We start from the raw sequence: 26,862 nt of genomic DNA, 5'->3' as shown, positions 1-26,862 counted from the left end.
ACTAAGAACCCTGGCTTTTTCTATTACTCTTTTGGAGCAATCATTTTCTTTGGATCTACAATTTCATCAAATTGCTCTTCTGTTAGTAGCCCAGATTGCAATGCTGCTTCTTTTAAAGTTAATCCTTCTTTATGAGCATGCTTCGCAATTTTCGCTGCATTTTCATATCCGATATGTGGGTTTAGCGCTGTTACAAGCATTAGTGAGCGATTCACATTTTCATTAATTACTTCTTCATCTGCTTCAATACCAACTGCACAATTGTCATTAAACGAAACAATTGCATCCGCTAATAAGTGAGCTGATTGTAAGAAGTTATAAGCAATAACAGGTTTAAATACATTTAACTCAAAGTTACCTTGGCTCGCAGCAAATCCGATTGTTGCATCATTCCCCATTACTTGCGCTACAACCATCGTTAACGCTTCACTTTGCGTTGGATTTACTTTACCTGGCATAATAGAGCTTCCCGGTTCATTTGCTGGAATAATAATTTCTCCAAGACCACTACGTGGACCACTTGCAAGCCAACGTACATCGTTAGCGATCTTCATTAGATCCGCAGCTAATGCTTTTAATGCACCGTGGGTATATACAACTTCATCATGGCTCGTTAATGCATGGAACTTATTTGGTGCAGAAACAAATTGTTTACCTGTAAATTGACTAATTTCCTCTGATACCATCTCACCAAATTTAGGATGAGCATTAATACCTGTTCCAACCGCAGTTCCACCAATTGCTAACTCTTTCATATATGTATTGCTCTCTGCAATCATACGCTCTGTTTTTTCAAGCATACGGTGCCATCCGCTAATTTCTTGCCCTAAAGTTAACGGCGTTGCATCTTGTAAATGTGTACGACCAATTTTTATAATATGTTCAAATGCAGTTACTTTTTCTGCTAAAGTTTCTTTTAATTTCGTAATTGCTGGTAATACGTGATTTTCTACTGCGATTACACAAGCTACATGAAGCGCCGTTGGAAATGTATCATTTGAACTTTGTGACATGTTCACATCATCATTCGGATGAATATGTACGTCAGATCCCTTCTCTTTCAAAATTTGATTCCCACGATTTGCAATTACTTCATTCACATTCATGTTTGACTGTGTACCACTACCTGTTTGCCATACGACAAGCGGAAAATGTTCATTCCATTTCCCTGCAATCACTTCATCCGCAGCTTCTACAATTGCTTCTGCTTTTTCTTCTGATAGCTTTCCTAATTTTTGATTGCTAAGCGCTGCACTCTTCTTTAAAATTGCAAATGCTTTTACAATTTCAAGCGGCATTTGCTCTGTTCCAATTGGAAAGTTTTCTTTACTACGTTGTGTTTGTGCTGCCCATAATTTATCAGCTGGAACTTTTATTTCTCCTAATGTATCTCTTTCAATTCTGTACTCCATGTTTTCATCCCCTTGAAAATATAATACCTACATCTCTTATAATAACAGACTTTCTCTTAAATGATAAGAATTCTCACTCTTATATATAGATATTCTATATTTATTTAAAAAAATTCCTCTTGACCTAAACTTAAGTTTAGGCTGTATCCTTTCCATTGTAACCTACTATAACATTACTGGAGGAATTCAATATGAAAAAATATGCTTTTATAACAGGTGCGAATAAAGGAATTGGATATGAACTTGTTCGTCAATTAGCAGAAAAAGATTATCACGTATTTTTAGGTGCTCGTAATGAACAACTTGGACAACAAGCCGTAGAATCTTTAAATGTTTCAAACGTTTCCTATATTCAAGTAGATATTTCAAATTCACAATCCATTCAAGAAGCAACAAAGAAAATTTACGAAACGACTGATCACTTACATTTATTAATTAATAATGCAGGCATAGCGCTAGACTTCAATATGCTACCTAGTGAATTAAATATTGAAACTTTACGCCAAGGATTTGAAGTTAATTTTTTTGGAACTTTCCAAATGATGCAAGCCTTTTTACCATTATTAAAGAATTCAAGCAACAGTAAAATAATAAATGTAACAACTGACATGGCCTCACTAACAATGTTTGCTAATGGTGAAACACATCCAATTAATACACTAGGATATAATTCTTCAAAAACAGCTATTAATGCTTTAACATTAGCTTTTAGTAAAGAATTTGCTACTAACGGTCCAGAAGTATTTGGGGTAACTCCTGGTTTTACAACTACGGATCTTAATGGAAATTCCCCCGGTGGCCATACAACCACTGAAAGTGCTAAAATTATTATTAAATATGCATTAAGTGAAACAAACTATAATGGTAAAATACTTAACAAAGATGGCATTATACCTTGGTAATAAAAGGATGAATGATATGTATTATACAATTGGGCAAGTCGCCAAAATGCAACACTTAACTATTTCTCAAATACGTTATTACGATAAACAAGGACTGTTTCCTTTTCTGCAAAGAAACGAAAAAGGAGATCGAGTTTTTGATGAAGAAGCACTGAAATATTTAGAGATGATTTTGTGTTTAAAAAACACTGGTATGCCAATTCAAAAAATAAAACAATTTATCGACTGGTCTATGGAAGGAGAATCTACTATCCTTCAAAGGTTAGAATTAATGAAACAACAGGAGACCAATGTCTTACAGCTCATTCAAGACACTGAAAAAAACTTAAAAAAGATACAACAAAAAATTGCTAAATATGAGAATGAAATAACTTCAGCAAATGCTATTAAAAAATAAAAAAATCACCTTCTACATATTGTAGAAGGTGATTTTTATTTTATGATGCTTGCTTTCCTTTATCTGCATCATCTACATACCAGATGAATTTGCCTGTATATCCGTAAATAACTGCTAAAATTAACGATACGAAGCTTAACCACATAAACGGAACGTATGAGAACGTTGCTACACCTAAAATGCCAGCCATAAAAATACCATTATCAGACCACGGAACCATACCTGAAGTTAACGTTCCACCTACTTCTGAGTTACGCGCTAATACACGACGGTCTATTTTTAATTTATCATAGCTATCTTCCATAATTTTTGGTGTTAAAATTAGTGATACATACATCGCACAACCAAATATATTAGCTAAGAATGCCACGATTAATGTAGACAATGTTACATTACCTGCAGAATTTAATTTCTTCTCAAATTTTGATACGATTACTTTTAAAACACCTAGTTTTTCAAGTAATCCACCAAATCCTAAACCGAAAATAATAACGGCTACTGAGCCAAGCATGCCGTTAATTCCACCACGGTTTAATAACTTGTCAACAAACTCAACACCAGATTGAATTGAGAATCCGTTATAAGCTGTTCCAATCGCCTCTCCAAAGTTCATCCCTTGGAAAAGGGTTGCCCAAATTGCACCAATTAAAGCTCCCATTGCAATTGTTGGCATAGACGGTTTCTTCATCGCTAATAGAACGATAACAATGACCGCCGGAACAAGCATCCATATTTTAATATCAAATTGCTTTAATAAAGCTTCTTTTAAAAATTCTACTCGATTCAAATCTACATTATCGCCGCCATACATCCAACCAGCTACAGTAAACATAATACTAGTAATAATATAAGCTGGAACATCTAATACGAGCATAGCTCGAACGTGAGCAATAACATCTACTTTCGCCATAGAAGCTGCAAGAACTGTGCTATCAGAAAGTGGTGATAATTTGTCGCCGAAATAAGCTCCTGAAAGAACTGCACCAGCAACAAGCGGAAGTGGTAAACCAAGTCCTTCACCAATCGCCATCATAGCAATACCTGCTGTTCCCACTGTTCCCCAAGACGTTCCTGTTGCGATAGAAGTTATAGAACAAATAATTAATGTTGCTAATAGGAATATGCTAGGGTGAATAAATTCTAATCCATAATAGATTAATGTTGGTACTACCCCACCAGCAATCCATGTTCCAATTAAAGCACCTACTGCAACTAAAATCAGTATCGCTTCTAATCCGTTAGAAATCCCTTTCGTAATTGCATCTTGCAATTCTTGATAACGAAATCCTAATCTTAATCCAAGCGCAATTACTAAAAACCATGAAATAAATAGCGCTAATTGAATTGGGAGATCAAAAATCGTTTGGAAGGAAAAGACAACAGCAAGAAATAGTAATAAAAGAACTATGATTTCTAGCATCGATGGTAATCTTACACTTTTCATTTTTTCTCTCCTTACAAGTCGATAACATGACGTATGTCGTCTTACATGTATGTAATATACAATTAGCGAAGACAAAACAAAATTTTCATATTATTTCGATTTATTTTTCCAGTATAATATATTCACAACCCTTTCTATTGTAAAAGTAGATTACGTTTTTCGCAATGAAAAATATAAAAAATGTTGTATTTTTATTTATCCCGATATTTTCGGCCAATAAGACCCCCGTCTCAAAATTCAGTAAGTGCAAAGCACTTAGGTAAGAAATTAACTACTGTAAAATTCCGAATTGATATGAACGTATTAAAGCTTCACTTTATTTACAAAGAAAAATCCCATACTAACTTTTTTAATATTTGCTGCAATAAAACTTTTTACAACTATCTTCGCTTTTTAATTCACACCATTATTTTCTACATAAAAAATACGGCACACATCATAAAAATGATGTATGCCCTATCTTTATTTATACATATTTTGTATTTCTTCTTTATTTTTAAGTATTTCCTCAAACTTATCACTACAACCCTTCGGAAATAACACTCCCAGTCCATATGAATGCGCAAATTGAAAATGAGGGTACTTCGCTTTTACCTCATCCCAAAACTTATATACGCCGAAATCACTACTTCTAACTTCAATATCATGAAATAATACAATACCGTTTTTCGCGACTTTCGGTAGCCATGTATTATAATCGTGAGAAACAGCTTCATACGTATGATAGCCATCAATATGCAAAAGATTTATCGTTTCATCTTGAAACCGGTCTACAGCATCATCAAAAGTAGATCGAATTAAATTTCCTATATTAAGGTAGTTATCGCTCACTACTTTTTCTACTATTTGAAAAACCCCTTCTCCATATGGACCTGTATGCCCATCTCCAGCCCAAGTATCTACTGCAAAGCATTTAGTCGATAACCCTCCATCTTTTACTCCCTGACAAAAACTAAAAAGGAAGCTCCTAAATGTGTACCTAACTCAACTAAAGTTTCTGGTTTTTCAAATCGTACTAAGTCATATGCAAAATCTAAATGTCCACTCCACGCAGATTGTGACCGAATAATAGGACTAAATGTTTCAAATTCAAATGATGGTTTATGAGTAACCCAGTTCATCGCATAACTCCTTCTGCACATATTTTTAACAAACCAAATTACTCTTATCTTTATTTTTTTATCGTCTTGATTATGATTCTATTTCATGAAAATATGAAGAATTTATTCTTTTCTATTGAGGTAAAACATCATATACATATGGGTCAGTTGGCTTATTAATTTTTTCGATTTTGTTTACTTTTACAAGTGGAAAGACTGTTCCTTTATATGTCGTTTCATCTAATAATCCTGTTATTTTTACCCATGTTTCTTCTGGAATTTTTTCAATATTTTTCCCGGTAACAATCATCCCCCAGACTGATGCATCCGCAATACAACAAGTTATGCCATATCGAGCCACTACTACTTTATTCCCCGTCACATCTTTATCCTTATATATAAACCCTAAGAATGTAATTTCTTTCCCTTTAAACCAATTAACATTTTGACCAATTACATTCATTGTTTGAACATAATCCTTATCCTTTACTTGTAGTTTACGCTGTCCTAACATACTTTTTACTACTTGCTCTTCCGTTTTATAAGTCGTTGCTAAATTTGATGTTTCTTCTGAATCAACTAATACTTCTCGCTCATCAAACTTAACCTGTTTCCCCTCTTTTTCGTTTCTTTCCAGACTTCTCGCCTGTACACTTTGATTCATACCCCTTTTTCCTGCTAAACTTCCATCAATTGTTACACTTCCAAAGAGAAAAGCACTAACTATCGGAACAACAAATAAAACATATACAAAGAAACTTTTTATCCCTGATTTTGATGTTGTATGATGTTTACAACAATTATAATCATGCTGTTTTTCTCTTCCATCTCCCCAAACTTGTACAATACCAAAAATTAAAATTACTACAAAAGCTATATACGTAAATTTGATCATTTTTGGAGCGATAAAATTATAAATATTCCCTGTTACAAGTAGTTTAAATAAGAGCATTGCTAAACCAATTAAAATAATGCCACGAATATAGTGATGATATGCCTTCTGCTCCTCTTTCTCCATTCTTTCTCACCTCCTATAACATTATGATTTGCACGATGGTATACACAGATACAATGACAATTCCCATCAAAAAGAATACAAATCTCTTTTGAAAATACGCAAATAGCATTAACGTATTTTTCATATCAAGCATAGGCCCAAACACAAGAAATGCGAGAAGTGCCTTTATCGAGAAAACATGTCCAAAAGACGCAGCTATAAAAGCATCAGCTGCAGAGCAAATTGATAAAACATAACCAAACCCCATCATAATAATGGGAGCAATTACTTCGTTATGTGCTACTGCATCCAGTACATTCCGATCAAAAAACGTTTGAAATACACTTGCTAAAAAAGCACCAATCAATAAATACTTACCAGTATCAAAAAACTCATCTACAGTGTGATTCATAACATCTTTCCAACTCTTTTTTTGCTTATTTGAACTGAAACCTCTACGTCTTTTAAAACATTTCTTTCGCGATAGCAATAATACACAATTAGACCTATGAATAGAGCAACTAGAATTGTTATCCCAAAGCGTGCATATACAACGTAATCATTTTTTGGAAACGCATATACAGTAGATAAAAGAACAACTGGATTCATAATGGGTGCACTCAATAAAATAACAATGCCTACATGAAGTGGTAGCCCCTTTTGAATGAGCCTTCTTACAATTGGTATAATGACACATTCACACATTGGAAAAAGAACTCCCACAAATACTGCTGGAATCATTGCAACAATTGGAGATTTCGGCATTACTTTTTGAATCATATCTTCCGTCACAAACACTTGAATACATGAAGAAACAATTACCCCTAATAAAATAAAAGGTATTGCTTCAAAAATGATACTTAAAAATACCGTATTCACATTCAGCCATTCCTGCGGTATATTTGTGTGCAAATTTACTAGACTTGTAAAATCTACAAAAAATAATAAAAAGAGAAACATAGCGATAAGAGCTATGCCTACTAATTCTTTTGAAACTCTATTAAAGACCAAGCTTCTCGCCTCCATTTTATTTACATGTAAACATGTGCTTGTCCAAATGCTTCATACTACAGCACAAATTTTATAGTCTATTTCTATTCTTAAATCGTAATCATTATGATTTATTATTGATTTTTCTTTTCCTATCGTTTAATATAAAACGTAATCATTACGATTTAAAGGAGAGATCATTTCATGAAAAAAGTACCTATCACTGTATTAAGTGGTTTTTTAGGATCTGGAAAAACTACCTTACTACATCACATTTTGACTAATAAGAATAACTTAAAAGTAGCTGTTATCGTTAATGATATGAGCGAAGTAAACATTGATGCATCTCTTATAAAAAAGGGTGGTTTTTCACGTACGGAGGAAAAACTAGTAGAGATTCAAAATGGCTGTATTTGTTGTACACTACGAGAAGATTTAATGATAGAAGTGAATCGTCTTGTGGAAAATGGTGATATTGACTATATTATTATTGAATCTTCTGGTATAAGTGAGCCTATTCCAGTTGCTCAAACGTTTACTTATACAGACGAAGTCCTTAACATTGATTTAACGAAAAATTGTCGCCTCGATACGATGGTTACAGTTGTAGATGCAAATAGATTTTGGGATGATTTTGCAGATGGAGAAAGTTTATTAGACCGAAAACAAGCCATCGATGAGAATGATACCCGAGAAGTTATTGATTTATTAATAGATCAAATTGAATTTGCAAACGTAATTATTCTTAATAAGATAGATTTGCTAGAAAAAGAAGATGTAATAGAGCTTCATCATTTACTAAAAAAATTAAATCCTAATGCAAAAGTTCTTGAATCTTCGTTTAGCAAAGTACCATTACAAGAAATTTTAAACACAAATCTATTTAATTATGAAGAAGCCAGTCAATCGGCCGGCTGGATACAAGAATTAAATAGTGACCATCATACACCAGAAACGGAAGAATACGGTATCAATTCCTTTGTTTACCGCCGCAAATATCCTTTCCATCCCGAGCGCCTTATGAATTGGCTAGAAAGATGGCCTTTAGATGTTGTAAGAGCGAAAGGATTCTTCTGGCTGGCATCTCGTAATAATATGATAGGGCTTCTATCTCAAGCAGGTTCCTCTATTACAATTCAAGGAGCCGGTGAGTGGATAGCGGCATTACCTGAAACTGAAAGAAATCAAATGATTACAGAAGAACCAGAAGTATTGAAAAACTGGGATAAACAATATGGAGATCGAATAACCGAACTCGCATTTATCGGAATTGATATGAACCGTTCTTTAATTGAACAATCATTAGATAGTTGTCTATTAACAGAGAAAGAAATGAAACAAGATTGGGATAGATTTGTTGATCCTATTCCAGCTTTTACTTATACTTCATAACAATTAATAAAAGGCTTCAGTAGAATGAAGCCTTTTTACTTTATAGTACTCTTATTTAATAAGTTTGCTTTAATTATGAATACAATTGTACCTAAAACAATTAATATAGCATATACGATACCAACTACATTACCTATTTTTTCTAAGCCAAGCGGTAATATTATAGTAGCAACTCCAACTATATAAGAAAATGCTCCTGAAAGCTTCGCTAATTTATTTTTATCTCCAACAAACGTTTCTTCTTGATATCCTGCTAACAAAAACAACCTCTTTTTCACATGTATTTGATACCCTATAAGTAACCCAACAAATAAACAAACTAAAAATCCAGCTAACCTATACTCCCCCTCCTCTACAATATTTTACTATACATAAAAAACAAATTAGAAATTTCAGTTTATTAATGAGTCATTCTGTGATATATTGCATATTGTATTCAATTTGTATTTTAGAAAGGAGAATTTTAGATCATATGGATTCAAATCGATTAAAAGGAATTATAATGGTCATAATCGGTGCTTGTTTATGGGGCTTGTCTGGTACAGCTGCACAACAACTTTTTCAATATGACAATGTTTCAACCGAATGGTTAGTTACGATCCGTTTACTTATATCTGGAATTATTTTGCTCATTATTTCCTCATTCGGAACGAGAAAAAAGAGATATTTAGCATTTGGAAACAAAAATCTGATGCTATTAAAATGATTTTGTTTGGTCTATTCGGTATGCTTGCTGTACAGTATACGTATTTCGCTTCAATTAAAGAAGGAAATGCTGCCGTCGCAACATTATTGCAATATTTAGCTCCTATATTCATCACTGTATACTTACTTTTCAAATGGAACGTTCGTCCATCAAAAATTGATTTCATTTCAATTACCCTTTCATTAGTAGGCACTTTTCTCTTACTAACAAACGGGTCTGTTCATAACTTGGCTGTTTCTACACCAGCTATTATTTGGGGGATTTTATCTGGATTATCTCTCGCTTTTTATAGTTTATATTCAAAGGAATTGTTAGAAAAATGGTCTTCCTCCGTTATCGTTGGATGGGGCATGATTATTGGGGGTATTGGTGTAACGATTGTACACTTTATTTCTACAAACGAATTCATTTTATTATCAACTATGAAATATGTAAAACTAAGTACCCTACCGCTCATCACATTTGTCGTCATTTTCGGGACACTTATTGCCTTTTATTTATACTTAGACAGCATACGATACCTGACTCCGAAAGAAACAACATTATTTGGTTGCACAGAACCACTCACAGCTATTATTTCTTCTGTACTTATATTGCAAGTGCCATTTCAATCTTTTCAGTTATTAGGCGCTTTTTGTGTCATTGTAATGGTGCTCATCTTAAGCCAAAAGCCGGATGAAGGGAAACAAAAATTAAAGCTTGTTCATGCAAAAAAGGAAAATATACAATGAAAGGATTGAATTCACTATGCCTGTCCCTCAAAATTATAAAAAACCAGGAAGAGTTTCAGCAAAATCACTCGTTTTAAATCAACTACAAAATTGGATTATTGAAGGTGTACTGAAGCCCAATGAAAAAATTAATGATGGGGAATTGGCTGAGGCACTAGGAGTAAGCAGAACACCTGTAAGAGAAGCACTTCAAATATTAGAGCTTTCTGGATTAGTGGAAATGGTACCAGGGCAAAAAACGAAAATTGCTCCTATTAAGTTAGACGACGTATCTATCATTTATGAAACGATGGCTGGTCTTCACTCTATTATAGGAAAGCAAGCTCTTCAAAACATTACAAACGCTGATATTCAACTACTTTCTGAAATAAATGAGCATTTTCAGCAATCTATAGAGAAAAAAACGCAAAACAAGCTTTAGAATTAGATATACAATTCCACAATACAATTTCTTCTATTGCTAAAAACCAATATATTGAACCCTTTCTAGAAAATATGCAACTTCACGTTTTACGTCTTGAATATTTGTTTTTCCAAAACTTTGTTCCAGCAAGTCAATCTATTGAAGAACATCACTCTATCATTCAAGCATTACAGAAGCAGGACGAAAAACAAATGGAACAAATAATGACCCAAAACTGGCTCCGTCCCATGAAAGAAATACAAAAAATAATTTCTACGAAATAAAAAGAGAGCTGGTTACACAAAATCGTAACCAGCTCTCCTTTTACTAATCTATATAGCTACGCCTGAATATTCGCATAATCTTCCATATCTTCGTACTCTTTTTCCAATTCCTCTAAAGACAGCTCGTATAATTGTCGGTCGCGAATCTTAAACACACCTGCTCCAATTAACTCATCAATTAAATGCCTCTTACGATTTTCAACAGCAAAACGGAGTTGACTACTCATCTTTTAAAAAACTCCTTTCTACGATCATTGAAAATGATAATCTCTATCAATTACCACTTTTGATTATAAAAGATGACTCTTTATAAGTAAAGTAATTTCATGAAATATTTACCTTGCAAAGTATTTGTGGCCACATTATATATATGTATGCCGTGCGAAAAATGTTATGACACTTTTTCTTATCCTTTTTCTTTCATACTTTGCAAGTTGTCTCATCATGGTGAAATTCACCATCTATTTCTACTTGAATGGTGACATGTTCTACATGAAACTTCTCCTTTAATACATCCGTAGCCTCTTTTAAAACACTTTGCGTTTCATTACCTTTAATAATCAAGTGGCAAGTTAATACTTGAAAATCCGATGTGACAGACCATATGTGCAAATCATGAACTTCTTTGACAATCGGAATATTTAATAACGTACTTTTTACCTCTTCAACATTTATGTGCTGTGGTGCACCTTCCATTAATATATGAACCGTATCACGTGTTACACGCCATCCACTAATAATGACTAAAATAGACACAAGAATACTAGCAATCGCATCTGCAGCAGTCCATCCGAAAAATTTAATAAGTAACGCAGCAATAATCGCTCCGACGGAACCCAATAGATCGCCTAGTACGTGCAGGAAAGCACTTCTTAAATTCAAATTACCTTTCACATCTCCGCCCCTCATTAATATCCAGGCTGATAAAATATTAATAAGCAGACCAAGGACTGCAATAATGAGCATCCCATTACTAGCAATCTCAACTGGTTCTTTAAAACGACGGATTGCTTCAATAAAAATGTATACCGAAATGACAATAAGAACGACACCGTTACATAATGCTGCTAACATTTCGACTCGCTTATACCCGTATGTTTTCGCAGTTGTTGCTGTTTTTTCTCCGAGTTTAAACGCAAGTAAACTTAAAGCTAAAGATACTGCATCACTTAGCATATGCCCCGCGTCAGATAGTAGTGCTAAGCTATTTGTTACAAATCCACCAACAACTTCTGCAATCATAAAACTTGTTGTTAGTAGGAAGGCAATTAGTAACGCCTTTTTATTTTTTGAATGACCATGACCATGCGAATGTCCCATACTTATACTCCTTTAAGTACAATATCTGTATGTTAGTATGAAACAAACTCCCCATCTTTATCCCAAATCGACTGATTGTAAACGCCCGCTTCCTCTGTATACACACTTCGCTACTTTTTAAACAATCCCTTTTTCTCAAATAAAAACAAGACTACTTCTTTTTTATTTTCATATTGTTTACTAATGAAAGAATTTTTAAGGAGGTTACTTAAATGAAACGTTTATTTCTCTGTATGGAACGTGAACTTGTTGTAGTGAAAGAACACAATGATAACTATGAAACGACTTATCACTTACAAAATATGCAACCTACCTGTATCGCTGTTGATCCATTTCAAAAGAATCGTGTATATTGCGGAACATTTGGACGAGGTCTATGGTTAAGTGACGATAGTGGGGATTCATGGAGACCAATTGGAGATTCTTATCGTTACTTTGATTTCCCTAAAGAAGATGGTATTTTGCACTCCTCTATCACTTCCATAACAATAAGCTCAAATGAACAAGTTAACGGATATGGTGTCGTTTATGTCGGCACAGAACCAAGCGCCTTATTTCGCTCTGAAAATGGTGGTGAAACGTGGACTGAACTTAAAAATATGAAATCATTATTATCTTCTTATACATGGGCTTTCCCGCCTAGACCTTTTACCCATCACGTACGCTGGATTACAGTTGATCCAAACAACCCTAATACAATACACGTTTCAATCGAAGCTGGTGCTGTTATTCAAAGTAATGATAAAGGGCATACATGGATTGATAAAAAATTCGGTGCTCCTATCGATGCTCATCAATTACTTATGCACCCTGAAGCACCAAATCGCCTTTATGCATCATGTGGTGACGGATTTATGGGCGGACCTGATCGTGCTTATCTTGAGAGTTATAACAATGGAAACAGCTGGATCTCATGTAGTGCAGGACTTGAACATCATTATTTATACAGCATGGCAATTGATCCAGCTGATTGTGATACGATTCTCGTTTCTGCCGCGCCAAGTGCTGATCTCGCTCATCATCGTATCCCTTATGAGTCTTATATTTATCGAAAAACGAAAGATACTCCTTTCCAGCAAGTACAACAAGGACTACCATCTGCAATCGGTACAGTCATTTCGATGTTTGCTACAAACGAAGCCGAACCACATACGTTCTACACGTTAAATAACAATGGCGTCTTTCAATCCAATGATAGCGGCGAATCGTGGGAACAACTAAACATTCCGTGGAAAGATGAGTATAAAACGCAGCATCCGCATGCACTATTCGTCACTAGTTCTTAACGAAAAAAGACTGCCTAAATGATTTTAGGCAGTCTCTCTTTTATTTCTTTAAATCAATGACAATATCATCTAACACAATATCTTTGCTCTTCGCTTCTTTTTTCGGCACTTCTATTTTCTTCTCTTTCCCATTCACATACTCTACTCCACCATGATTTTCAGGTGTATGTACTCGCAAGTGCACGCGAGGTGTAACGATAAGCTTTGTTGCATTTTCGTTTAGTTTTTGGAAGGTGGCACTCCAACTACTTTTATGTGGCTCTGCTACTGTACTACTTCCGCCATTTCCTTCACCAGCATAATGATTTCCTAAATCATCTTTTATTTCTAACTCAACATCCGCACTATCCCATGTACTTCTTAATACCTTAGATTCTTTCTGATTGAAAAAAACGATAAATGACATCGGGGTTACTTCCATTTTGTCTATATTTACTTTTATTAATTCATTTTCAGAAACCCCATTAACCTTTACTTCCTTACTATCCATTGCTTTTAAACTAAGTGCGAAATTCCAGTTTCCCTTTATTACATTACCTTCATAATCCAACTCAATTGCCTCTATATCCCACCAAACATTTGCGACATCTAACCTTTCACTACCATGACCACTCATCGTAGTCATACCTACATATTTTCCCTCTCCAACTTTTGTAACGTTCGAACTACCTCCTCCGCCATCAAAGCCCATAACTTGCGGACTTCCAAATGGGAACGGTTTCTCTCCTAAATCTTTTTCGCTCTCAATAGAATATGTAATTGTAATTGTTCTACCATCGAATACAGCATCATTAATTGTAACCTTAACCCCATTACTCTCTTTTGTCATATTCAACTCAGTCGAAAATTCCTTATAATTTTCATATAACCCCGTTCTACCATTATCTAAAAATCGGAATATGTCACCTACAATTGGCAATCCTCCAGCATATGTAGGAAAACCGATACCAAGAGTTGCAACCGATAACCCTACTAAAATTGATGCAGCAGCGACACCTTTTTTCCAACTTTTCATCTTTTTCTTCGTACGTATCGATTGTTTTACATTTCGTTTTACTTTTTCCTTTTCAATTTCAGAAGCCTCAATTTCTTCTAGTTCTTTTTCATCTATATCAATATCATTTAATAGTTCATAAATGTCTTTCATATTGCACTACCTCCAAAACTAATATTCGTAGCATTTTGTTGTAGTTTCTTTTTCCCCCGGTACACTCGATTATCAATTGCTGCCCGAGTTAATCCTAACTTGTCACCTATTTCCTCTGTCTTCATACCAAGTAAATATTTCATAATGAACACCTTTTGATCTAGCGGTTCTAATTGATTAATGAGCTTCAATAATTCTTCCCTATCTTCCATAACGATTAATTCGTCTTCTGCTGATTTTTCTGTACTGATATGAAACTCATCTGAAATGATTTCTACTGTTTTAGTCGATTTCCGGTAATAATCAATTGCTTTAAACTTCGCAATCGCTGCAATCCACTTTTTAAAATCACTCGGCTCTCCATGGAATTTATTTGCGTTATTCCAAATGGAAAGAAATATATCGTTTATACATTCCTCTATGAGTCCATCATTTTGAATGGGAAGTAGAACTTTATGCGTGATCCCCTTTATGAGTGGTAAGTATGTATCGACAACGAATTCTAACGCGTCTTCTTTTTGCCGCTGTAATCTTTTTATAAAATTTTTCTCATTTGATTTCATGTAGCGATTCCCCTTATTGTTTTGTAAAAGCTTTTACACCCTATATAACGTCTGAGAAAATTTTTTCTCTCATCTTTTTTATTTTTTGTATGTAATGGAATACTTTCCCTTAGCCATTTTCTCACATAACTATGCATTCAAAGAAAACTTTCTCAAGTCTGTAATTTAATTCATGTAGTACACTATTTATATAGTCACTCTTTAATTTAGTGTACATTTTATTTCATTAATCTATTTTAAAAATTAGGAGATGAGATGTGTATGTGTGGAATTACAGGTTGGGTAGATTGGAAAGAAGACCTTTCAAATCAACATGTTATTTTAAAAAAGATGGCAAATAGTATTGAGCATCGTGGTCCGGATGCTGAAGGATTTTGGTTTTCACCTCATGCGGCCTTTGCACACCGGCGTTTAATTGTAATTGATCCAGAAGGCGGGACACAGCCTAAGACATTTCGTGCTGGTGATTATACGTATGCTCTTACTTATAATGGAGAAATTTATAATTTCCGTGAACTGAGAGAGCAGCTTCAAAAATGTGGGCATGCATTTGAAACCCATTCAGATACAGAAGTATTACTACATGCTTATTTAGAATGGAAAGAAGACTGCGTACGACATTTAAACGGAATTTTCGCTTTTGCCTTATGGGATGATCAGAAGCAACAATTGTTTTTAGCACGAGATCATTTAGGTGTAAAACCACTCTTTTTTACAGAAAGAAATGGCAGTATTATTTTCGGTTCTGAAATTAAAGCATTATTAGCGCATCCATCTGTCCCTGCTGAACTTGATGCGGGTGGAATAAATGAAATATTTGGATTAGGCTTATTTCGCACTCCAGGATGTGGCGTCTTTAAACATATTCAAGAAGTACGTGCTGGACATTCTATAACATTTACACGTCATAAAAAAGTAGTTACGAAGTATTGGAATTTAGAAAGTAAGTTCCATACAGACTCTATAGAAGATACATCTTCGCATATTCTATCTATTTTACAAGATACAGTAAAAAGACAATTAATTGCCGATGTTCCTCTCGTTTGTATGTTATCAGGCGGATTAGACTCTAGCGGTATTACTGCACTTGCGGGTAAAGAATTTGCTGCTGAAAATAAAACACTTCATACGTATTCTGTTGACTTTGTAAATAGCGCAAAAGATTTCGAACTGACATTTGCTCGCACTGGTTTAGACGCTCCTTGGGTAAAACGCGTTTCTGAACATGTCGGGACAGCGCATCATGATATCATTGTGAATGCTGAAGAATTAGCAAATCACTTATTCGTTCCCCTTCATGCAAAAGATTTACCGAGTGCTGGTGAAATGGAAACTTCACTATATTTACTATTTTGCGAAATGAAAAAAGATGCGACCGTAGCTTTATCCGGCGAATCGGCTGATGAAGTATTCGGTGGATATCCTTGGTTTCATCAAGAAGAACTACTATATGTAGATAAGTTTCCTTGGCTAACAAATTGGAAAAATACATCTCCTCTTCTACTAAATGAAGTAAGTAACCAATGTAATCTAGAAGACTATATTGATACACGATTCCAAGAAGCGATACTTGAAGTACCTACTCTTGAAGGCGAAAGTAAAAAATCCGCGAAACAACGTCAAATGTTTTATTTATTTTTAACAAGATTCCTTCCTTTCTTACTTGACCGTAAAGATCGTATGAGTATGGCTGTTGGATTTGAAGTTCGTGTACCGTTTTGCGATTATAGATTAGTTGAATATTTATGGAATGTTCCTTTCAACATAAAAAGTATTGATAATATTGAAAAAGGCATTTTACGTAGAGCACTACAACCAGCTTTACCTGACGATGTACGCAATAGAAGAAAAAGCGCTTATCCAACTTCACAAGATCCACACTACTTACAAACAATCCGTAATTTAACACTTGATATGTGTAACAATAAAAACAACCCTATTTTCTCACTTATTAACCATTCCATCTTACTTTCAATTGCTGATCAAAGTAATAAAGTGATTAACAATTTTGAAGCAAGAAGTGCCATGGAGTATATGCTACAAGTAAATGAATGGTTGAAAACATATCACATCCATATTGCTTAACAAAAAGGAGTTCAAGGATAAAAGCCTTGAACTCCTTTTATATTAATTAGCACATTGTTTATTATCAGTATCAATAGACCATCCAATAATCGTGGCACAGTCTCTACCTTTCCACTGCAGTACATTTGTTAATACTGGCTCAATCTGTAAGCTATTCCCGTCATGTAATATTTCTACTAAAGATTGATCATCATCAAACCTTCGTTTGTCACACTCTAAAATACCATCTGTTGCCATTACAATGTGATTCATTCCTTTTTCTAATCCCCTTACACCTGACGTAAAGCAAGGTGTATTTGCTGCAAAAATATTTTTCCTGCCAATATATTCGTAATTTTTCCGTTTATTTAATCGTCCTTTTCCATTTTTCGTTTTCTCAGAATGGAATAAATACGCGAAACAATCACCAACTGATAACCAATATAAAAATTCGCCTTTTCGTAAACAAATTAAGCAAGCGAGTTCCTCATCATCTTGATCACACTTTTTAATAAATAACTCATCTGTAAATAACGCTAATAAGTACATATGTGTATGATGAAAAGCTAAATGTATTGGATAGGAAAATAACTCTTTTAATTTCTCTTTTCTTTCTGAAATCGCTTCTATTATATAATCAATATTTTTTGTTTTGTGGTGTGTATCAAAAATCATAACAAATTCAAATTGTAATTCAGGGTCCCACCAAGCAAATACCGCATCTCCTCGTTCATATGCATCACTTTCTTGATTTCCCCCATATACGCCGACTGAAAGAGGACCACATTTTTCAACATGTATTTCATCTACATACATCTGTTCATGACTCATCCATTTGAATGTATTCACAGCTATCATCCTCTCTCTTGCTAAATGTATACCTTTACACATAGATTACCTTATATTTCAATAAAAATAAACTTTTTCAACATTTTTTATCCAAATAAAAGGATTTTATTTCTAAAATGACGAATATATCTTACTATACGATATAAAAAAGGGGATTTATTATTATGAACAACATTAATCAACATTGGGAGAGCATTTATTATCACTTACGATACGAATACGAGGACAACCTTTCCCACCAAGCAATTCGTATTTTACAAATCGTTTCTCGTGAGAAAGATATAACAATTGGAAAAGTCGCTACTGAGCTTAGCCTTTCTCATAACACAGCGTCTGAACATATAAAGCGCCTTATTCAAAAGGGTTTCATCGTTAAAGAGAGAAATAAAAAAGATGAAAGAGTGGTAAACCTTACATTAACAATTGAAGGAATTGAAGTATTAGAAAAACATACTTTACTAGATAAAGAAAAGATAAAAATATTAGAATCACAGTTATCAAAAGAAGAACTACAATTAATTGAAAAAGCATTTTCGTTATTAGCGAAGGAGGCAAAATATGCATTTCCTCGTTAAAGTAATCGTTTCGGCACTTATTATCGGCGTTATCACTGAAGTCGCCAAACATTATAGTACGATAGGTGGCTTTATTGCTGCTCTTCCTCTCGTAAGTTTACTTAGTCTATTTTGGATTTCATTTGAAGGCGGGAATAAACAAGAATTGAGTCAATTTGCTTTAGGGGTATTATATGGATTCCCCGCATCAGCACTACTATTATTTATTGTCTATATTGGTTTAAAAAATTCATTTACACTTAGTACATCTGTCCTACTCGGTATAGGTGTTTGGTGTATCGTTTTTGCTTTTCAAAAATTATTTCAAGCTTAGGGGGAATTAACATTCATAAATTTGTAGAAATAATGGGGCAAAATATAGAAGTACATATAAAAGGAGGTGGTAAACAAACTGTAGTCATTCAAACCGGAATGAGTTGCTCATTTTACGATTGGCTTCCTATTATAAAAAAGCTTTCACAGCACTTTACAGTCGTTTCATACCATCGCCCAGGTTACGGGAAAAGTGAGCTAGGAAATCAACCACGTACAATAAGGCAAGTTACAAAAGAGCTGCATATGTTACTAAACAAACTAGCTATTCAAGAGCCATTTATTCTAATCGGTCATTCCTATGGAGGATTATGTGCACAACATTTTGCGATGTTACATGAAGATAAGCTGCAAGCACTTATTTTAGTTGATTCTACTTCGATGAACTTACACCGTTTAGATGAACTTCATTTACCAATTTCTGATCAAACTGACTCGGATGATATGTGGCTTAAAAAATATAATACATACTCCAAAATGGATGTAGACACACTTTATAATGAACTAAAACCTATTCTCACCGATCAATCAAAACAGCAAATTGGATTCTCTACCTCGCCTTCATTATATAAAGCGACAGCTTCTGAACTATCGGAGTGGAAAAACTGTGCTCTCTCACTAAAAGAGCTATGTAAAACATTAGAAATACCATTAATCGTTATCGGTAGAGATCCTCAATATTCTATTACTCAATTGACTAATGGTGGCATGCCAAAAGAGGAAGCAACACAACTTGAAGCAATGTGGCAAGAACTGATCCATGAACAATTACAACTCTCAATACATAGCCAATATATACTTGCCGAACATGCTGGTCACGGAATCGAAATTGATCGGCCTGATATTATTATTGGGGCTGTTCAATCTCTATAAATAAAAAAAGGAAGCAACTAAAGTTGCTTCCTTACTTATCTATTCATAATCTTCTTCATCATCGATTTCTTCGTAATAAGCATTCCCATTACTTACATAAATAGGGCCATTCGCAACATCAATACGTAATACCCATGCCCATGGCACAGCTAAACGCTTATGTATTGCTCGCCAAAAGCTCATTGATTTTCTTTCGTACTCCTGGAACTCCTGAAGTAACTCTTTATAGGAGGAACCGTCTAACTGAATATTTGCTTCTAGCAAACGAGAATGGGCATAGTACTGCAGCTCTAGTTCAGCAGCAATTTCCATTTCTTCTTCTGTTGCCATACCAATAATTGTTCCATCTGCTGGTGCAATTTCATATACGTTGTGAACTTCAATAAGCCCTTCTTTCTCTTTCTCAAACATGTAAACAGCCTCCTTTAACATATATTTTTTATGTTACAAAGTCATACTTCTACAATAACTTCTCTCTTTCCTCTTTTTTTGATAAACTTTTACAAAATATTTAACCGATGACCTGTTTTCTCTATTCTTTCAGCAGAAATGAAACGATTTTTATCAAAATTTAATTTATACACATCAGGCATATGAAGTGTTTTCCAAAACTCCAAATCATATTTCGAATTAAAATAATTCATTAGTAATACCATAATATTCCCATGCGTACCTATTACAATATTCTTACCTTCATATTTTTTTAATATATTTTGTATACATATTACAGCGCGCTTTTGTGCTACAGTATTTGATTCTCCGCCTTCGTATGCAAAACTCCAATCTTTCCACACATTCTGCATAGCATCATTAAAATTTGATACTGGCTCTGTGCTCAATAATCTTTCACGCAAATCTTCTTCAGTTTGTATTGATAATTTATATGTATTCGCAATTCCTTGTACAGTTTGGATTGCTCTTTTGTAAGGACTAGAAATAACAACATCAATATGTTTATCTTTTAATAAATGCGTTACATTTTCTGCATCACAGTGCCCTTTTTCAGATAAAGGTCGTTCCCGTTCTTCTTTTGTATATGTAGAATGGGCATGGCGAACGAAATATATTGTTGTCATTTTTCAACCTCCTTTCTTATTTTCCATCTATATTCAATAATAAGATTGGAAAATCCTGTATTACAAAAGAGCACTTTTCATAAGTGCCCCTTTGTTTACATAATAAAATTATTTCATTATAATTTATTTCTGAATTCCTCACTTATGACAATATCTCGAATAAAGTAATCCATATTACTTAGAAGTTTTTCAAATGCTTTTTCACTCAAATTGTTCATCATAAAGACAATCTCAATCTTATTCCCTTTTTTATCAGTACCATAGAAACTATTTGTTAATACAAATGCCGTAGAACCACCTTTCTGTCCAGCAAATTCGAATATACCCTCTCCTACGGTTCCTTTAAATATATTCTCAACCTCACCTTGCATTTGTGGTGTAAAATAATTTCTGCTATTTATCTTTTCCAATAAACTCATGTAATCCTTCGCATTTGCACCTATAAACCGATCTGACCAAATACGCTGAAAATCCATATCGGCTTTTAACGATATCTCGCGTTTTGTCCATTCTTTCTCGTCTTTCATCCATTCATGTATTTGCCATACATGCTTAACATATTCATCATTAGACATATTACGTAGCTTGTCCAATGCTTTATTTTGAGGAATATGCAGTTCTTTTTCAACATAGCCCCTCATATATAATGCCCCTGTATACGTTGGATAAAATTCATCGTGACTATTTAAGCCTAACTCTTTCAAACTTTCATTTATCCGCGCTGCTCCAAGCTTGTCCAATAAATATGATGCATTCGCATTCGAACTATAATGGATCATTCCTTTCACTACTTCTTCTAAAGAAGTTTGACCACCCTTCACTAACTCTTTACCTTTTACATCATCTAGCCATGCAGGGTGTGCACCACCATCAGTATTTTTCACATAGTATTTTTCTAATTCTTTCAATGAAATTTTCTCGTCTTTTCTTATTTTCCCTTCAGCTACTTGCTTAGCATATTCAATTGCTATAACGATTTTCGACATACTTGCTAGCGGTAATTTTTCTTTTTCATTTATTGATGTCAATGTTTCACCATTTCTTTTAACAATTAAAGAAGTTGTTTTATCATCCTTATGTTCTTTTATGTAATTTAGCACATAATTAGAGTCTTCTTTGGAATTGACATATTCCTTCACTGAAAAGAAAGCTATACAGCCTACTATAGTAATTCCAGCTATAATTCCAACAACTTTTAATCCCCTCATGATACTCCCCCTAAAATAAACATATTATATATTATACTAAATAAATTTCCCTTTTTAAGTAATAATTAGATTATTTATACAAAAATACTTCTTTTCTTAAACAACAAAAAAACATGCCTTCATTAGGAAAGCACGTTTTGTGATATTCTTCACATTGTTTAGTTAAAAAATAAATGTTTACTTACCATGATGTAACATTAAATCACTAAGTTCTTCTTCAATGTGATTTAATTTCGCAACGCCTTCTTTCCATTTATGAATATAACGTGAAACCCCAACGAAAAACAAAACAATAATTGTGGAAAGAATAATACCATATACGATTGCTACAGTACTCATAGTTACACTTCCTTATAATTAGTAATGTGGTTATTAGTTATATTTTTATTATAAACCTTTTTCTTTTAAAATACTTCGATTTCAACTTTTTGTAACAAAATTGATTTTTCTAACATTTCGTTCGTGAAAATGGCATATTTTTCACAAATTATACAAAACTTCACCATATGTACTATTACCATATGAGTTATATTATTAAATAGAATAAAGGGGATGATATACTATGACGACTTGGTTTATTGTAATGTTAGTTGTATTTGGAGCATTTAAAATTATCGTTTCTAGCCTTCCTAACACTGTTATTGAATCCATTATTAGCAAGTACGAAACACATCCAAAACTTGAAGAAGAGAATGTGACTATTACAATTCACGGAAATAACGTAGAAGGCGAACAGAAATCAAAAATTATTCATGATTTTAACGAAGGTTTATTTTTAGATCGCTATTATGCACCACCACACAATGAGGGTACGCCTTTAATTATCAATGCAAAACGTGGCAAAAAGAATTTTACATTTTATATTTATAGTCACGAGGAGCATGTTGATGTTGTAAAACAATATAAAAAGAAGGTAGTTGCTTATAGTTTACGCTCTAAAAACCTTCAAAATAGTGATATGTTCGTGTCAGCTGACTTAGCTTAATACTCATATATTGGAAAAAGGAATCCACGAAATATGGATTCCTTTTTTCTCATTTACTGAAAAATAAGCTCTGTCTTCAAACTATCTTTCGGTAACAACCAGCCTTTTTTCTCTAAACTCGCCATTAATAATTCCCTTTGCTTTGTCGCAATACTTTCTTCATTTGTTTTAAATGACACTTCTATTACGAAGTCATCTTCTAATTTTCCGGTATTACTTAATGGCCAAATTTCAATATTTGCTTTTATGTTTTCAAACTCTCCTGTATATCGTTTCATTAATACAGGACCGTAAATACGGGAATTCTTTAACATTTCTTCTCCCCAATTTGTATACAACCATTTGTTCATTTTCCCTGGTAATTTTTCTATTAACATGTTTTGAGCAGCTTGTTCATTTGGTAAATCAAGTATCCCATATCCTTTAGCGCTGTAACTTTTCTTATTTGAAATGCTTAATGTTTTCTTCTCAAATCCCCAATCTATTTCCGCCTCATAACTATCCGTATTACTATCGAATCCTTCTTTTTTAGCTACTTCTAGTGCATCTTGAATTACACCATTTGGAATAGGATATCTTTTTTTATATGTTAATTCAAAATCTTTACTAAATTCTTTCTTTCGAATTCTAGCAAACCAACCTTCCTCGCTTAAACTTTTATTCGCAGTATCTAAAAATTGCACTTGTATTCTTTCATATTTTGTACCAGCCTGGAAATGTTCTAGCACCTCTTGCTTCATCTCTTTGTTATCACCTAATACTTGTTCTGGCTTCAATAATAACTTTACTTCAAAACTAGGTTTCATTGGACTAGCTGCAAACCCTTCCTTAACGTTATAAAGGAAACAACAAAAGAAAATGCTTACGAATACAAATACTTTTTTCATATACCTATCCCCTTTACATTTCAAATGACTTCTATACGTTCCATTGCAAGTGAATATACATTTTCATACCCTGCTGTACTTAGCTTTTGTTGTAATCGATCCGTATCCTCTTTCAAAGCGTGCACTAACACCGTATGTTCTGGTAATAATGTATTTAGCATCTCTTTAACGTCTCTTATACTTTGGTGAACTTTATACGGAACTCTCTTCACCCTACATGTACTCCTTACATGTTCTTTCATAACTTTTTCTGCAAAACTCCCTTTCGCAATATGCCCAGTAAAAATAACGGCATTCCGTTTTTCATTCCGAAGTTGTTCATAGTATAACTGTGCTCGTTTCGTTTGCATATTCGCATCACTCATTACAACTATTCCGTAACTATTTTGCATACTAATGTCATTATCCATAACTATTATGTTTCTTTTTAAACTCTCCATAATCCATTTAAGTTCTTCATTATTTTTTATCCAACCTTTATATATGAACATCTCTTCAAATCCAGCCAAAATTTCTTTATCTACTATAAGCGGAAATTCTTTATATCGTTCATATAAATACAATACTATATCTTGCGCCCTACCAAGTTGTGGCAGCGGTAATAATGCTATTCCTTCATTTTGCATAACTCGTTCAATTTCTGCACATAGATCGTCTAATCTTTCATTTTGCGAAACATCATCTGTGTGATAAGCGGCATCTACAATTGCAACTTTTATATTGTGGCCCAATTTCTCAGGTAAATTAGCTCGTAGTATGTTAGACTCTGCTGAATAGTCGCCTGAATAAAATACGTATGTATTACACATATCAACTAAAAACCAAACAGCTCCTAATACATGCCCACTATACCCCCACTGAAACCGCAATGTAGGAGTAATTTGTAACCATTCATTTGGATTGCTAATCTCATCAATACATACATAATTTAAATCTTTTATATGTTGGTCGCTATAAGGTAAATTCCATCCTTGCATTACATTATAGTTTCTCCATTTTTCATAATATAACGGCAGTTGCTCCTTCGTATAACGAGTCGTCCAAATTTTTTTCTTATAGCCATACTTCGCTAATAAAGGTAAACCCATCGTATGATCTTCATGAATATGTGATAAAAATACCGCATCTAAAAATGGAACAGCTTCTCTCTCTATTTTTGGATAACCATCCTCATAAGATCGATTAATACCACAATCAAATACTATTTTCGTCTCTTTATTTTTTACAAAATAGCAAGAGCGACCGTATTCTCCTGCTCCTCCCCATACTTCCACTCTCATCATGCTACCCCTTTTCGCTTTTGCTCCATATGTTGCAGCAGTAATAAGCACATTGTTGTAAGTCCAACAGAAACAACGGCCATCGCCATTCCTATAGATACTTCACCCTGTTCAAATTGAGCAAAAATAAACGTTGCTGACGTTTCTACTGATGGAGGTAATACGAGAAGTGATGCTACTAACTCTCTTATTGAAATTGTAAATGTCATCGCCCATCCGGCAAGAATGCCTGGGATAATAAGAGGCAATATTATTTTTCTAAAAATATAAATATAATTTCCAGAAAAAATACTTCCTGCCTGCACGAGAGAATCATCAATTTGTCCGAGTGATGATTTTACATATTGCACCGTGTAAGGTAAAAACAGAACAACATACGTTACGATAACCATGATTGGTGTATTATAAATTGACATAGGCATATATGGTGAATTCCAAAATAGAATAAGACCTACAACCATAACGATTCCTGGTACCATATTCGGTAACATACCGCACATATCAAGCCATTTTTCAGAGGTTTTTTCCCCTTTCGAATCATAAGTGCCAAAAAGACTCCAATCATTACCGCAATAATCGCTGTTACGAGTGAAAAAAGAAAACTATTCCATAAAGCCTCTAATCCCGGAGACCCCATTGTAAACAATGCCTCATAATGACTTGTTGTAAAGTTATTTACATGTAAACCGCCGCCTCTTAATTTTGAAAAAGAAGCAATAAGTATAGAAAAGTATGGAATTCCAATTGATACGATTAATAAACCAATTACATACATCCATGCTACAACGCGCGTAAATATAGACAAAGTATATCTTTTAGATTTCACACCTTTTCCACTAACCATTGCATATGAATACTTTCGATTCAATACATTTTGCATATACCAAATGAGCATACAAGCACTAAGTAATAAAGAAGATAATGCTGTTGCACTACTGAAATCAATTGGCCAACTCGAAATAAATTTATGAATTTCTGATGTTAACACGTGGAATCCTATTCTACGTCCGAATGTAGCCGGTGTTCCAAATTCAGCAATCGTCTTTACGAAAATGAGTAAAGCACCCATTACATAACTTGATACTAATAACGGCAATATTATTTTTCTTAAGCGATAGAAAAAACTTCCGCCATGAACTGCTGCAGCTTCTTCTTTACTACTCCCAATCTGAAGTAACGTGTTTTTCAGCATGAAATAAAGGAATGGGAATAAATGCAGACTCATAATTAATACCATACCTCCTAAACTAAAAAACGATGATGAAACTGTCTTTAGCATCGGGAAAAATTGTTCAAAATAGCCGTTAGGTTGCATGAACAAAATCCAGCCCATCGATCCAATATACGGCGGTGTCATAAATGGAATCATAAAAACAATATCTAACTTACTATACTTTCCTACATCTGTTTTGCTCATAATAAATGCCAATGGAAATGCAAATATTGTAGCACCTATTACAACGAGTGCACCTAGAAGCATCGAATTTAGAAAAATCCCAGCTAATCCACCACTCTGCATCACTTCAAAAGGCTTTAAAAAATTCCAACTGCTATTTTCATATACACTAGAAAATAAAATAAGAAAAAGTGGAATGACGATTAACATCGCCACAAGTAATAACGCTACCGTCATTCCAACTTGTCTTACTGATACGAATCGATTTACCATGGAATCACCA

The 26,862-nt window shown here is 33.9% G+C and carries 25 protein-coding genes and 5 pseudogenes; 11 read left to right on the top strand and 19 right to left on the bottom strand.

Annotated features, from left to right (window positions below):
• Window positions 1–23: 23 nt before the first annotated feature.
• A complete protein-coding gene (gene fumC, locus N2V80_RS08650) occupies window positions 24–1,412 on the bottom strand; it encodes a class II fumarate hydratase (RefSeq protein WP_000456608.1) in 1,389 nt (462 codons plus the stop codon).
• A gap of 191 nt (window positions 1,413–1,603) precedes the next feature.
• On the opposite strand from fumC, the gene N2V80_RS08645 reads away from it, so the two are divergent.
• Together N2V80_RS08645 and N2V80_RS08640 are read left to right on the top strand one after the other, a co-directional pair.
• Complete coding sequence (locus N2V80_RS08645; protein WP_000759549.1) at window positions 1,604–2,314, top strand: SDR family NAD(P)-dependent oxidoreductase; 711 nt, start codon at window positions 1,604–1,606, stop codon at window positions 2,312–2,314.
• Window positions 2,315–2,330: 16 nt separating this feature from the next.
• The gene (locus N2V80_RS08640; RefSeq protein WP_000291861.1) at window positions 2,331–2,711 is read left to right on the top strand and encodes a MerR family transcriptional regulator; all 381 of its coding nucleotides are present in this window, start codon (window positions 2,331–2,333) and stop codon (window positions 2,709–2,711) included.
• Window positions 2,712–2,751: 40 nt separating this feature from the next.
• Here the strand turns inward: N2V80_RS08640 and nhaC are convergent, their stop codons facing one another.
• From nhaC to N2V80_RS08620, 4 genes and pseudogenes are all read right to left on the bottom strand, one after another.
• Window positions 2,752–4,155 carry a Na+/H+ antiporter NhaC gene (nhaC, locus tag N2V80_RS08635; protein WP_000843992.1) on the bottom strand — a complete coding sequence of 468 codons (1,404 nt, stop codon included), beginning with the start codon at window positions 4,153–4,155 and terminating at the stop codon, window positions 2,752–2,754.
• Window positions 4,156–4,617: 462 nt separating this feature from the next.
• Window positions 4,618–5,276, bottom strand: a pseudogene (locus tag N2V80_RS08630) (class I SAM-dependent methyltransferase).
• Between the two features lie 112 nt (window positions 5,277–5,388).
• Window positions 5,389–6,273 carry a TIGR03943 family putative permease subunit gene (locus N2V80_RS08625; RefSeq protein ID WP_061655884.1) on the bottom strand — a complete coding sequence of 295 codons (885 nt, stop codon included), beginning with the start codon at window positions 6,271–6,273 and terminating at the stop codon, window positions 5,389–5,391.
• A 13-nt stretch (window positions 6,274–6,286) separates the two neighbouring features.
• Window positions 6,287–7,263 (bottom strand): annotated as a pseudogene (locus N2V80_RS08620) (permease).
• A 183-nt stretch (window positions 7,264–7,446) separates the two neighbouring features.
• Here N2V80_RS08620 and N2V80_RS08615 point away from each other — a divergent pair.
• Complete coding sequence (locus N2V80_RS08615; RefSeq protein WP_061655885.1) at window positions 7,447–8,634, top strand: GTP-binding protein; 1,188 nt, start codon at window positions 7,447–7,449, stop codon at window positions 8,632–8,634.
• Between the two features lie 35 nt (window positions 8,635–8,669).
• Here N2V80_RS08615 and N2V80_RS08610 read toward each other — a convergent pair whose 3' ends face one another.
• Entirely contained in the window at window positions 8,670–8,993 is a 324-nt protein-coding gene (locus tag N2V80_RS08610; protein ID WP_061655886.1) for a DUF3784 domain-containing protein, read from the bottom strand.
• 113 nt (window positions 8,994–9,106) lie between these two features.
• On the opposite strand from N2V80_RS08610, the pseudogene N2V80_RS08605 reads away from it, so the two are divergent.
• A pseudogene (locus N2V80_RS08605) lies at window positions 9,107–10,071 on the top strand (DMT family transporter).
• Between the two features lie 16 nt (window positions 10,072–10,087).
• Window positions 10,088–10,758 (top strand): annotated as a pseudogene (locus N2V80_RS08600) (GntR family transcriptional regulator).
• A gap of 56 nt (window positions 10,759–10,814) precedes the next feature.
• On the opposite strand, the gene fbpA reads toward N2V80_RS08600, so the two are convergent.
• Window positions 10,815–10,985, bottom strand: a complete 171-nt coding sequence (fbpA, locus tag N2V80_RS08595) for a Fur-regulated basic protein FbpA (protein WP_000098302.1) — start codon at window positions 10,983–10,985, stop codon at window positions 10,815–10,817.
• A gap of 193 nt (window positions 10,986–11,178) precedes the next feature.
• Window positions 11,179–12,078, bottom strand: coding sequence for a cation diffusion facilitator family transporter (locus N2V80_RS08590; RefSeq protein WP_061655888.1), 900 nt, complete (start codon window positions 12,076–12,078; stop codon window positions 11,179–11,181).
• Window positions 12,079–12,290: 212 nt separating this feature from the next.
• Here N2V80_RS08590 and N2V80_RS08585 point away from each other — a divergent pair, with 212 nt between their 5' ends.
• On the top strand, window positions 12,291–13,364 hold the full coding sequence (locus N2V80_RS08585; RefSeq protein ID WP_000825299.1) for a WD40/YVTN/BNR-like repeat-containing protein: 1,074 nt from the start codon (window positions 12,291–12,293) through the stop codon (window positions 13,362–13,364).
• A gap of 40 nt (window positions 13,365–13,404) precedes the next feature.
• Here the strand turns inward: N2V80_RS08585 and N2V80_RS08580 are convergent, their stop codons facing one another.
• Window positions 13,405–14,511, bottom strand: a complete 1,107-nt coding sequence (locus tag N2V80_RS08580; protein WP_061655889.1) for a DUF4179 domain-containing protein — start codon at window positions 14,509–14,511, stop codon at window positions 13,405–13,407.
• Window positions 14,508–15,074 (bottom strand): sigma-70 family RNA polymerase sigma factor, encoded by a 567-nt coding sequence (locus N2V80_RS08575; protein WP_000840007.1) that lies wholly within the window; start codon window positions 15,072–15,074, stop codon window positions 14,508–14,510. Before N2V80_RS08575 ends, N2V80_RS08580 begins: the two co-directional genes overlap by 4 nt.
• A gap of 261 nt (window positions 15,075–15,335) precedes the next feature.
• Here N2V80_RS08575 and asnB point away from each other — a divergent pair, with 261 nt between their 5' ends.
• Complete coding sequence (gene asnB, locus N2V80_RS08570; RefSeq protein WP_061655890.1) at window positions 15,336–17,159, top strand: asparagine synthase (glutamine-hydrolyzing); 1,824 nt, start codon at window positions 15,336–15,338, stop codon at window positions 17,157–17,159.
• 42 nt (window positions 17,160–17,201) lie between these two features.
• Here the strand turns inward: asnB and N2V80_RS08565 are convergent, their stop codons facing one another.
• Complete coding sequence (locus N2V80_RS08565; RefSeq protein WP_061655891.1) at window positions 17,202–18,029, bottom strand: protein phosphatase 2C domain-containing protein; 828 nt, start codon at window positions 18,027–18,029, stop codon at window positions 17,202–17,204.
• A 122-nt stretch (window positions 18,030–18,151) separates the two neighbouring features.
• Between N2V80_RS08565 and N2V80_RS08560 the strand changes: the two genes are divergently transcribed.
• Genes N2V80_RS08560 through N2V80_RS08550 form a run of 3 tightly spaced genes read left to right on the top strand, consistent with a single transcriptional unit; the run spans window position 18,152 to window position 19,747 of the window.
• Entirely contained in the window at window positions 18,152–18,562 is a 411-nt protein-coding gene (locus N2V80_RS08560; RefSeq protein WP_001059784.1) for a MarR family winged helix-turn-helix transcriptional regulator, read from the top strand.
• Window positions 18,546–18,875 (top strand): DUF3147 family protein, encoded by a 330-nt coding sequence (locus N2V80_RS08555; RefSeq protein ID WP_000545641.1) that lies wholly within the window; start codon window positions 18,546–18,548, stop codon window positions 18,873–18,875. Before N2V80_RS08560 ends, N2V80_RS08555 begins: the two co-directional genes overlap by 17 nt.
• Window positions 18,836–19,747: an alpha/beta fold hydrolase gene (locus tag N2V80_RS08550; protein WP_061655892.1), complete on the top strand. Its 912-nt coding sequence runs from the start codon at window positions 18,836–18,838 to the stop codon at window positions 19,745–19,747. Before N2V80_RS08555 ends, N2V80_RS08550 begins: the two co-directional genes overlap by 40 nt.
• Window positions 19,748–19,786: 39 nt before the next feature.
• Here N2V80_RS08550 and N2V80_RS08545 read toward each other — a convergent pair whose 3' ends face one another.
• The 5 genes from N2V80_RS08545 to N2V80_RS08525 all read right to left on the bottom strand — a co-directional run bounded on the left by N2V80_RS08545 (window position 19,787) and on the right by N2V80_RS08525 (window position 22,552).
• Complete coding sequence (locus N2V80_RS08545; protein WP_000461766.1) at window positions 19,787–20,158, bottom strand: hypothetical protein; 372 nt, start codon at window positions 20,156–20,158, stop codon at window positions 19,787–19,789.
• A gap of 89 nt (window positions 20,159–20,247) precedes the next feature.
• Complete coding sequence (locus tag N2V80_RS08540; RefSeq protein WP_000208266.1) at window positions 20,248–20,823, bottom strand: histidine phosphatase family protein; 576 nt, start codon at window positions 20,821–20,823, stop codon at window positions 20,248–20,250.
• 116 nt (window positions 20,824–20,939) lie between these two features.
• Complete coding sequence (locus tag N2V80_RS08535) at window positions 20,940–22,031, bottom strand: serine hydrolase (protein WP_001214673.1); 1,092 nt, start codon at window positions 22,029–22,031, stop codon at window positions 20,940–20,942.
• A gap of 177 nt (window positions 22,032–22,208) precedes the next feature.
• Window positions 22,209–22,370 (bottom strand): hypothetical protein, encoded by a 162-nt coding sequence (locus N2V80_RS08530; RefSeq protein ID WP_000108701.1) that lies wholly within the window; start codon window positions 22,368–22,370, stop codon window positions 22,209–22,211.
• A gap of 65 nt (window positions 22,371–22,435) precedes the next feature.
• Window positions 22,436–22,552 carry a hypothetical protein gene (locus tag N2V80_RS08525; RefSeq protein WP_001987133.1) on the bottom strand — a complete coding sequence of 39 codons (117 nt, stop codon included), beginning with the start codon at window positions 22,550–22,552 and terminating at the stop codon, window positions 22,436–22,438.
• 41 nt (window positions 22,553–22,593) lie between these two features.
• Here N2V80_RS08525 and N2V80_RS08520 point away from each other — a divergent pair, with 41 nt between their 5' ends.
• Complete coding sequence (locus tag N2V80_RS08520) at window positions 22,594–23,016, top strand: YfmQ family protein (protein WP_000214592.1); 423 nt, start codon at window positions 22,594–22,596, stop codon at window positions 23,014–23,016.
• A gap of 53 nt (window positions 23,017–23,069) precedes the next feature.
• Here the strand turns inward: N2V80_RS08520 and N2V80_RS08515 are convergent, their stop codons facing one another.
• The 3 genes and pseudogenes from N2V80_RS08515 to N2V80_RS08505 form a co-directional block, all read right to left on the bottom strand.
• Window positions 23,070–23,903 carry a hypothetical protein gene (locus N2V80_RS08515; protein ID WP_000755309.1) on the bottom strand — a complete coding sequence of 278 codons (834 nt, stop codon included), beginning with the start codon at window positions 23,901–23,903 and terminating at the stop codon, window positions 23,070–23,072.
• Between the two features lie 20 nt (window positions 23,904–23,923).
• Window positions 23,924–25,186, bottom strand: coding sequence for an MBL fold metallo-hydrolase (locus tag N2V80_RS08510; RefSeq protein ID WP_061655893.1), 1,263 nt, complete (start codon window positions 25,184–25,186; stop codon window positions 23,924–23,926).
• Window positions 25,183–26,852: pseudogene (locus N2V80_RS08505) on the bottom strand (ABC transporter permease). Before N2V80_RS08505 ends, N2V80_RS08510 begins: the two are co-directional and overlap by 4 nt.
• Window positions 26,853–26,862 lie beyond the last annotated feature (10 nt).

The organism is Bacillus sp. FSL W8-0640, from assembly GCF_038007725.1.
Lineage (GTDB): Bacteria > Bacillota > Bacilli > Bacillales > Bacillaceae_G > Bacillus_A > Bacillus_A cereus.
Note: the sequence above shows the minus strand (reverse complement) of the source record. Positions and strands in the feature narration are given on the sequence as shown.

Coding starts and splice junctions, on each gene's coding strand:
- N2V80_RS08575 (WP_000840007.1), bottom strand. CDS start 15,074: ATGAAATCAAATGAGAAAAATTTTATAAAAAGATTACAGCGGCAAAAA.
- fbpA (WP_000098302.1), bottom strand. CDS start 10,985: ATGAGTAGTCAACTCCGTTTTGCTGTTGAAAATCGTAAGAGGCATTTA.
- N2V80_RS08615 (WP_061655885.1), top strand. CDS start 7,447: ATGAAAAAAGTACCTATCACTGTATTAAGTGGTTTTTTAGGATCTGGA.
- N2V80_RS08540 (WP_000208266.1), bottom strand. CDS start 20,823: ATGACAACAATATATTTCGTTCGCCATGCCCATTCTACATATACAAAA.
- N2V80_RS08565 (WP_061655891.1), bottom strand. CDS start 18,029: ATGTGTAAAGGTATACATTTAGCAAGAGAGAGGATGATAGCTGTGAAT.
- N2V80_RS08625 (WP_061655884.1), bottom strand. CDS start 6,273: ATGGAGAAAGAGGAGCAGAAGGCATATCATCACTATATTCGTGGCATT.
- N2V80_RS08525 (WP_001987133.1), bottom strand. CDS start 22,552: ATGGTAATAGTACATATGGTGAAGTTTTGTATAATTTGTGAAAAATAT.
- asnB (WP_061655890.1), top strand. CDS start 15,336: ATGTGTGGAATTACAGGTTGGGTAGATTGGAAAGAAGACCTTTCAAAT.
- N2V80_RS08530 (WP_000108701.1), bottom strand. CDS start 22,370: ATGAGTACTGTAGCAATCGTATATGGTATTATTCTTTCCACAATTATT.
- N2V80_RS08580 (WP_061655889.1), bottom strand. CDS start 14,511: ATGAAAGACATTTATGAACTATTAAATGATATTGATATAGATGAAAAA.
- N2V80_RS08585 (WP_000825299.1), top strand. CDS start 12,291: ATGAAACGTTTATTTCTCTGTATGGAACGTGAACTTGTTGTAGTGAAA.
- N2V80_RS08545 (WP_000461766.1), bottom strand. CDS start 20,158: ATGTTTGAGAAAGAGAAAGAAGGGCTTATTGAAGTTCACAACGTATAT.
- N2V80_RS08645 (WP_000759549.1), top strand. CDS start 1,604: ATGAAAAAATATGCTTTTATAACAGGTGCGAATAAAGGAATTGGATAT.
- N2V80_RS08555 (WP_000545641.1), top strand. CDS start 18,546: ATGCATTTCCTCGTTAAAGTAATCGTTTCGGCACTTATTATCGGCGTT.
- fumC (WP_000456608.1), bottom strand. CDS start 1,412: ATGGAGTACAGAATTGAAAGAGATACATTAGGAGAAATAAAAGTTCCA.
- N2V80_RS08535 (WP_001214673.1), bottom strand. CDS start 22,031: ATGAGGGGATTAAAAGTTGTTGGAATTATAGCTGGAATTACTATAGTA.
- N2V80_RS08640 (WP_000291861.1), top strand. CDS start 2,331: ATGTATTATACAATTGGGCAAGTCGCCAAAATGCAACACTTAACTATT.
- N2V80_RS08520 (WP_000214592.1), top strand. CDS start 22,594: ATGACGACTTGGTTTATTGTAATGTTAGTTGTATTTGGAGCATTTAAA.
- N2V80_RS08515 (WP_000755309.1), bottom strand. CDS start 23,903: ATGAAAAAAGTATTTGTATTCGTAAGCATTTTCTTTTGTTGTTTCCTT.
- N2V80_RS08590 (WP_061655888.1), bottom strand. CDS start 12,078: ATGGGACATTCGCATGGTCATGGTCATTCAAAAAATAAAAAGGCGTTA.
- N2V80_RS08510 (WP_061655893.1), bottom strand. CDS start 25,186: ATGATGAGAGTGGAAGTATGGGGAGGAGCAGGAGAATACGGTCGCTCT.
- nhaC (WP_000843992.1), bottom strand. CDS start 4,155: ATGAAAAGTGTAAGATTACCATCGATGCTAGAAATCATAGTTCTTTTA.
- N2V80_RS08560 (WP_001059784.1), top strand. CDS start 18,152: ATGAACAACATTAATCAACATTGGGAGAGCATTTATTATCACTTACGA.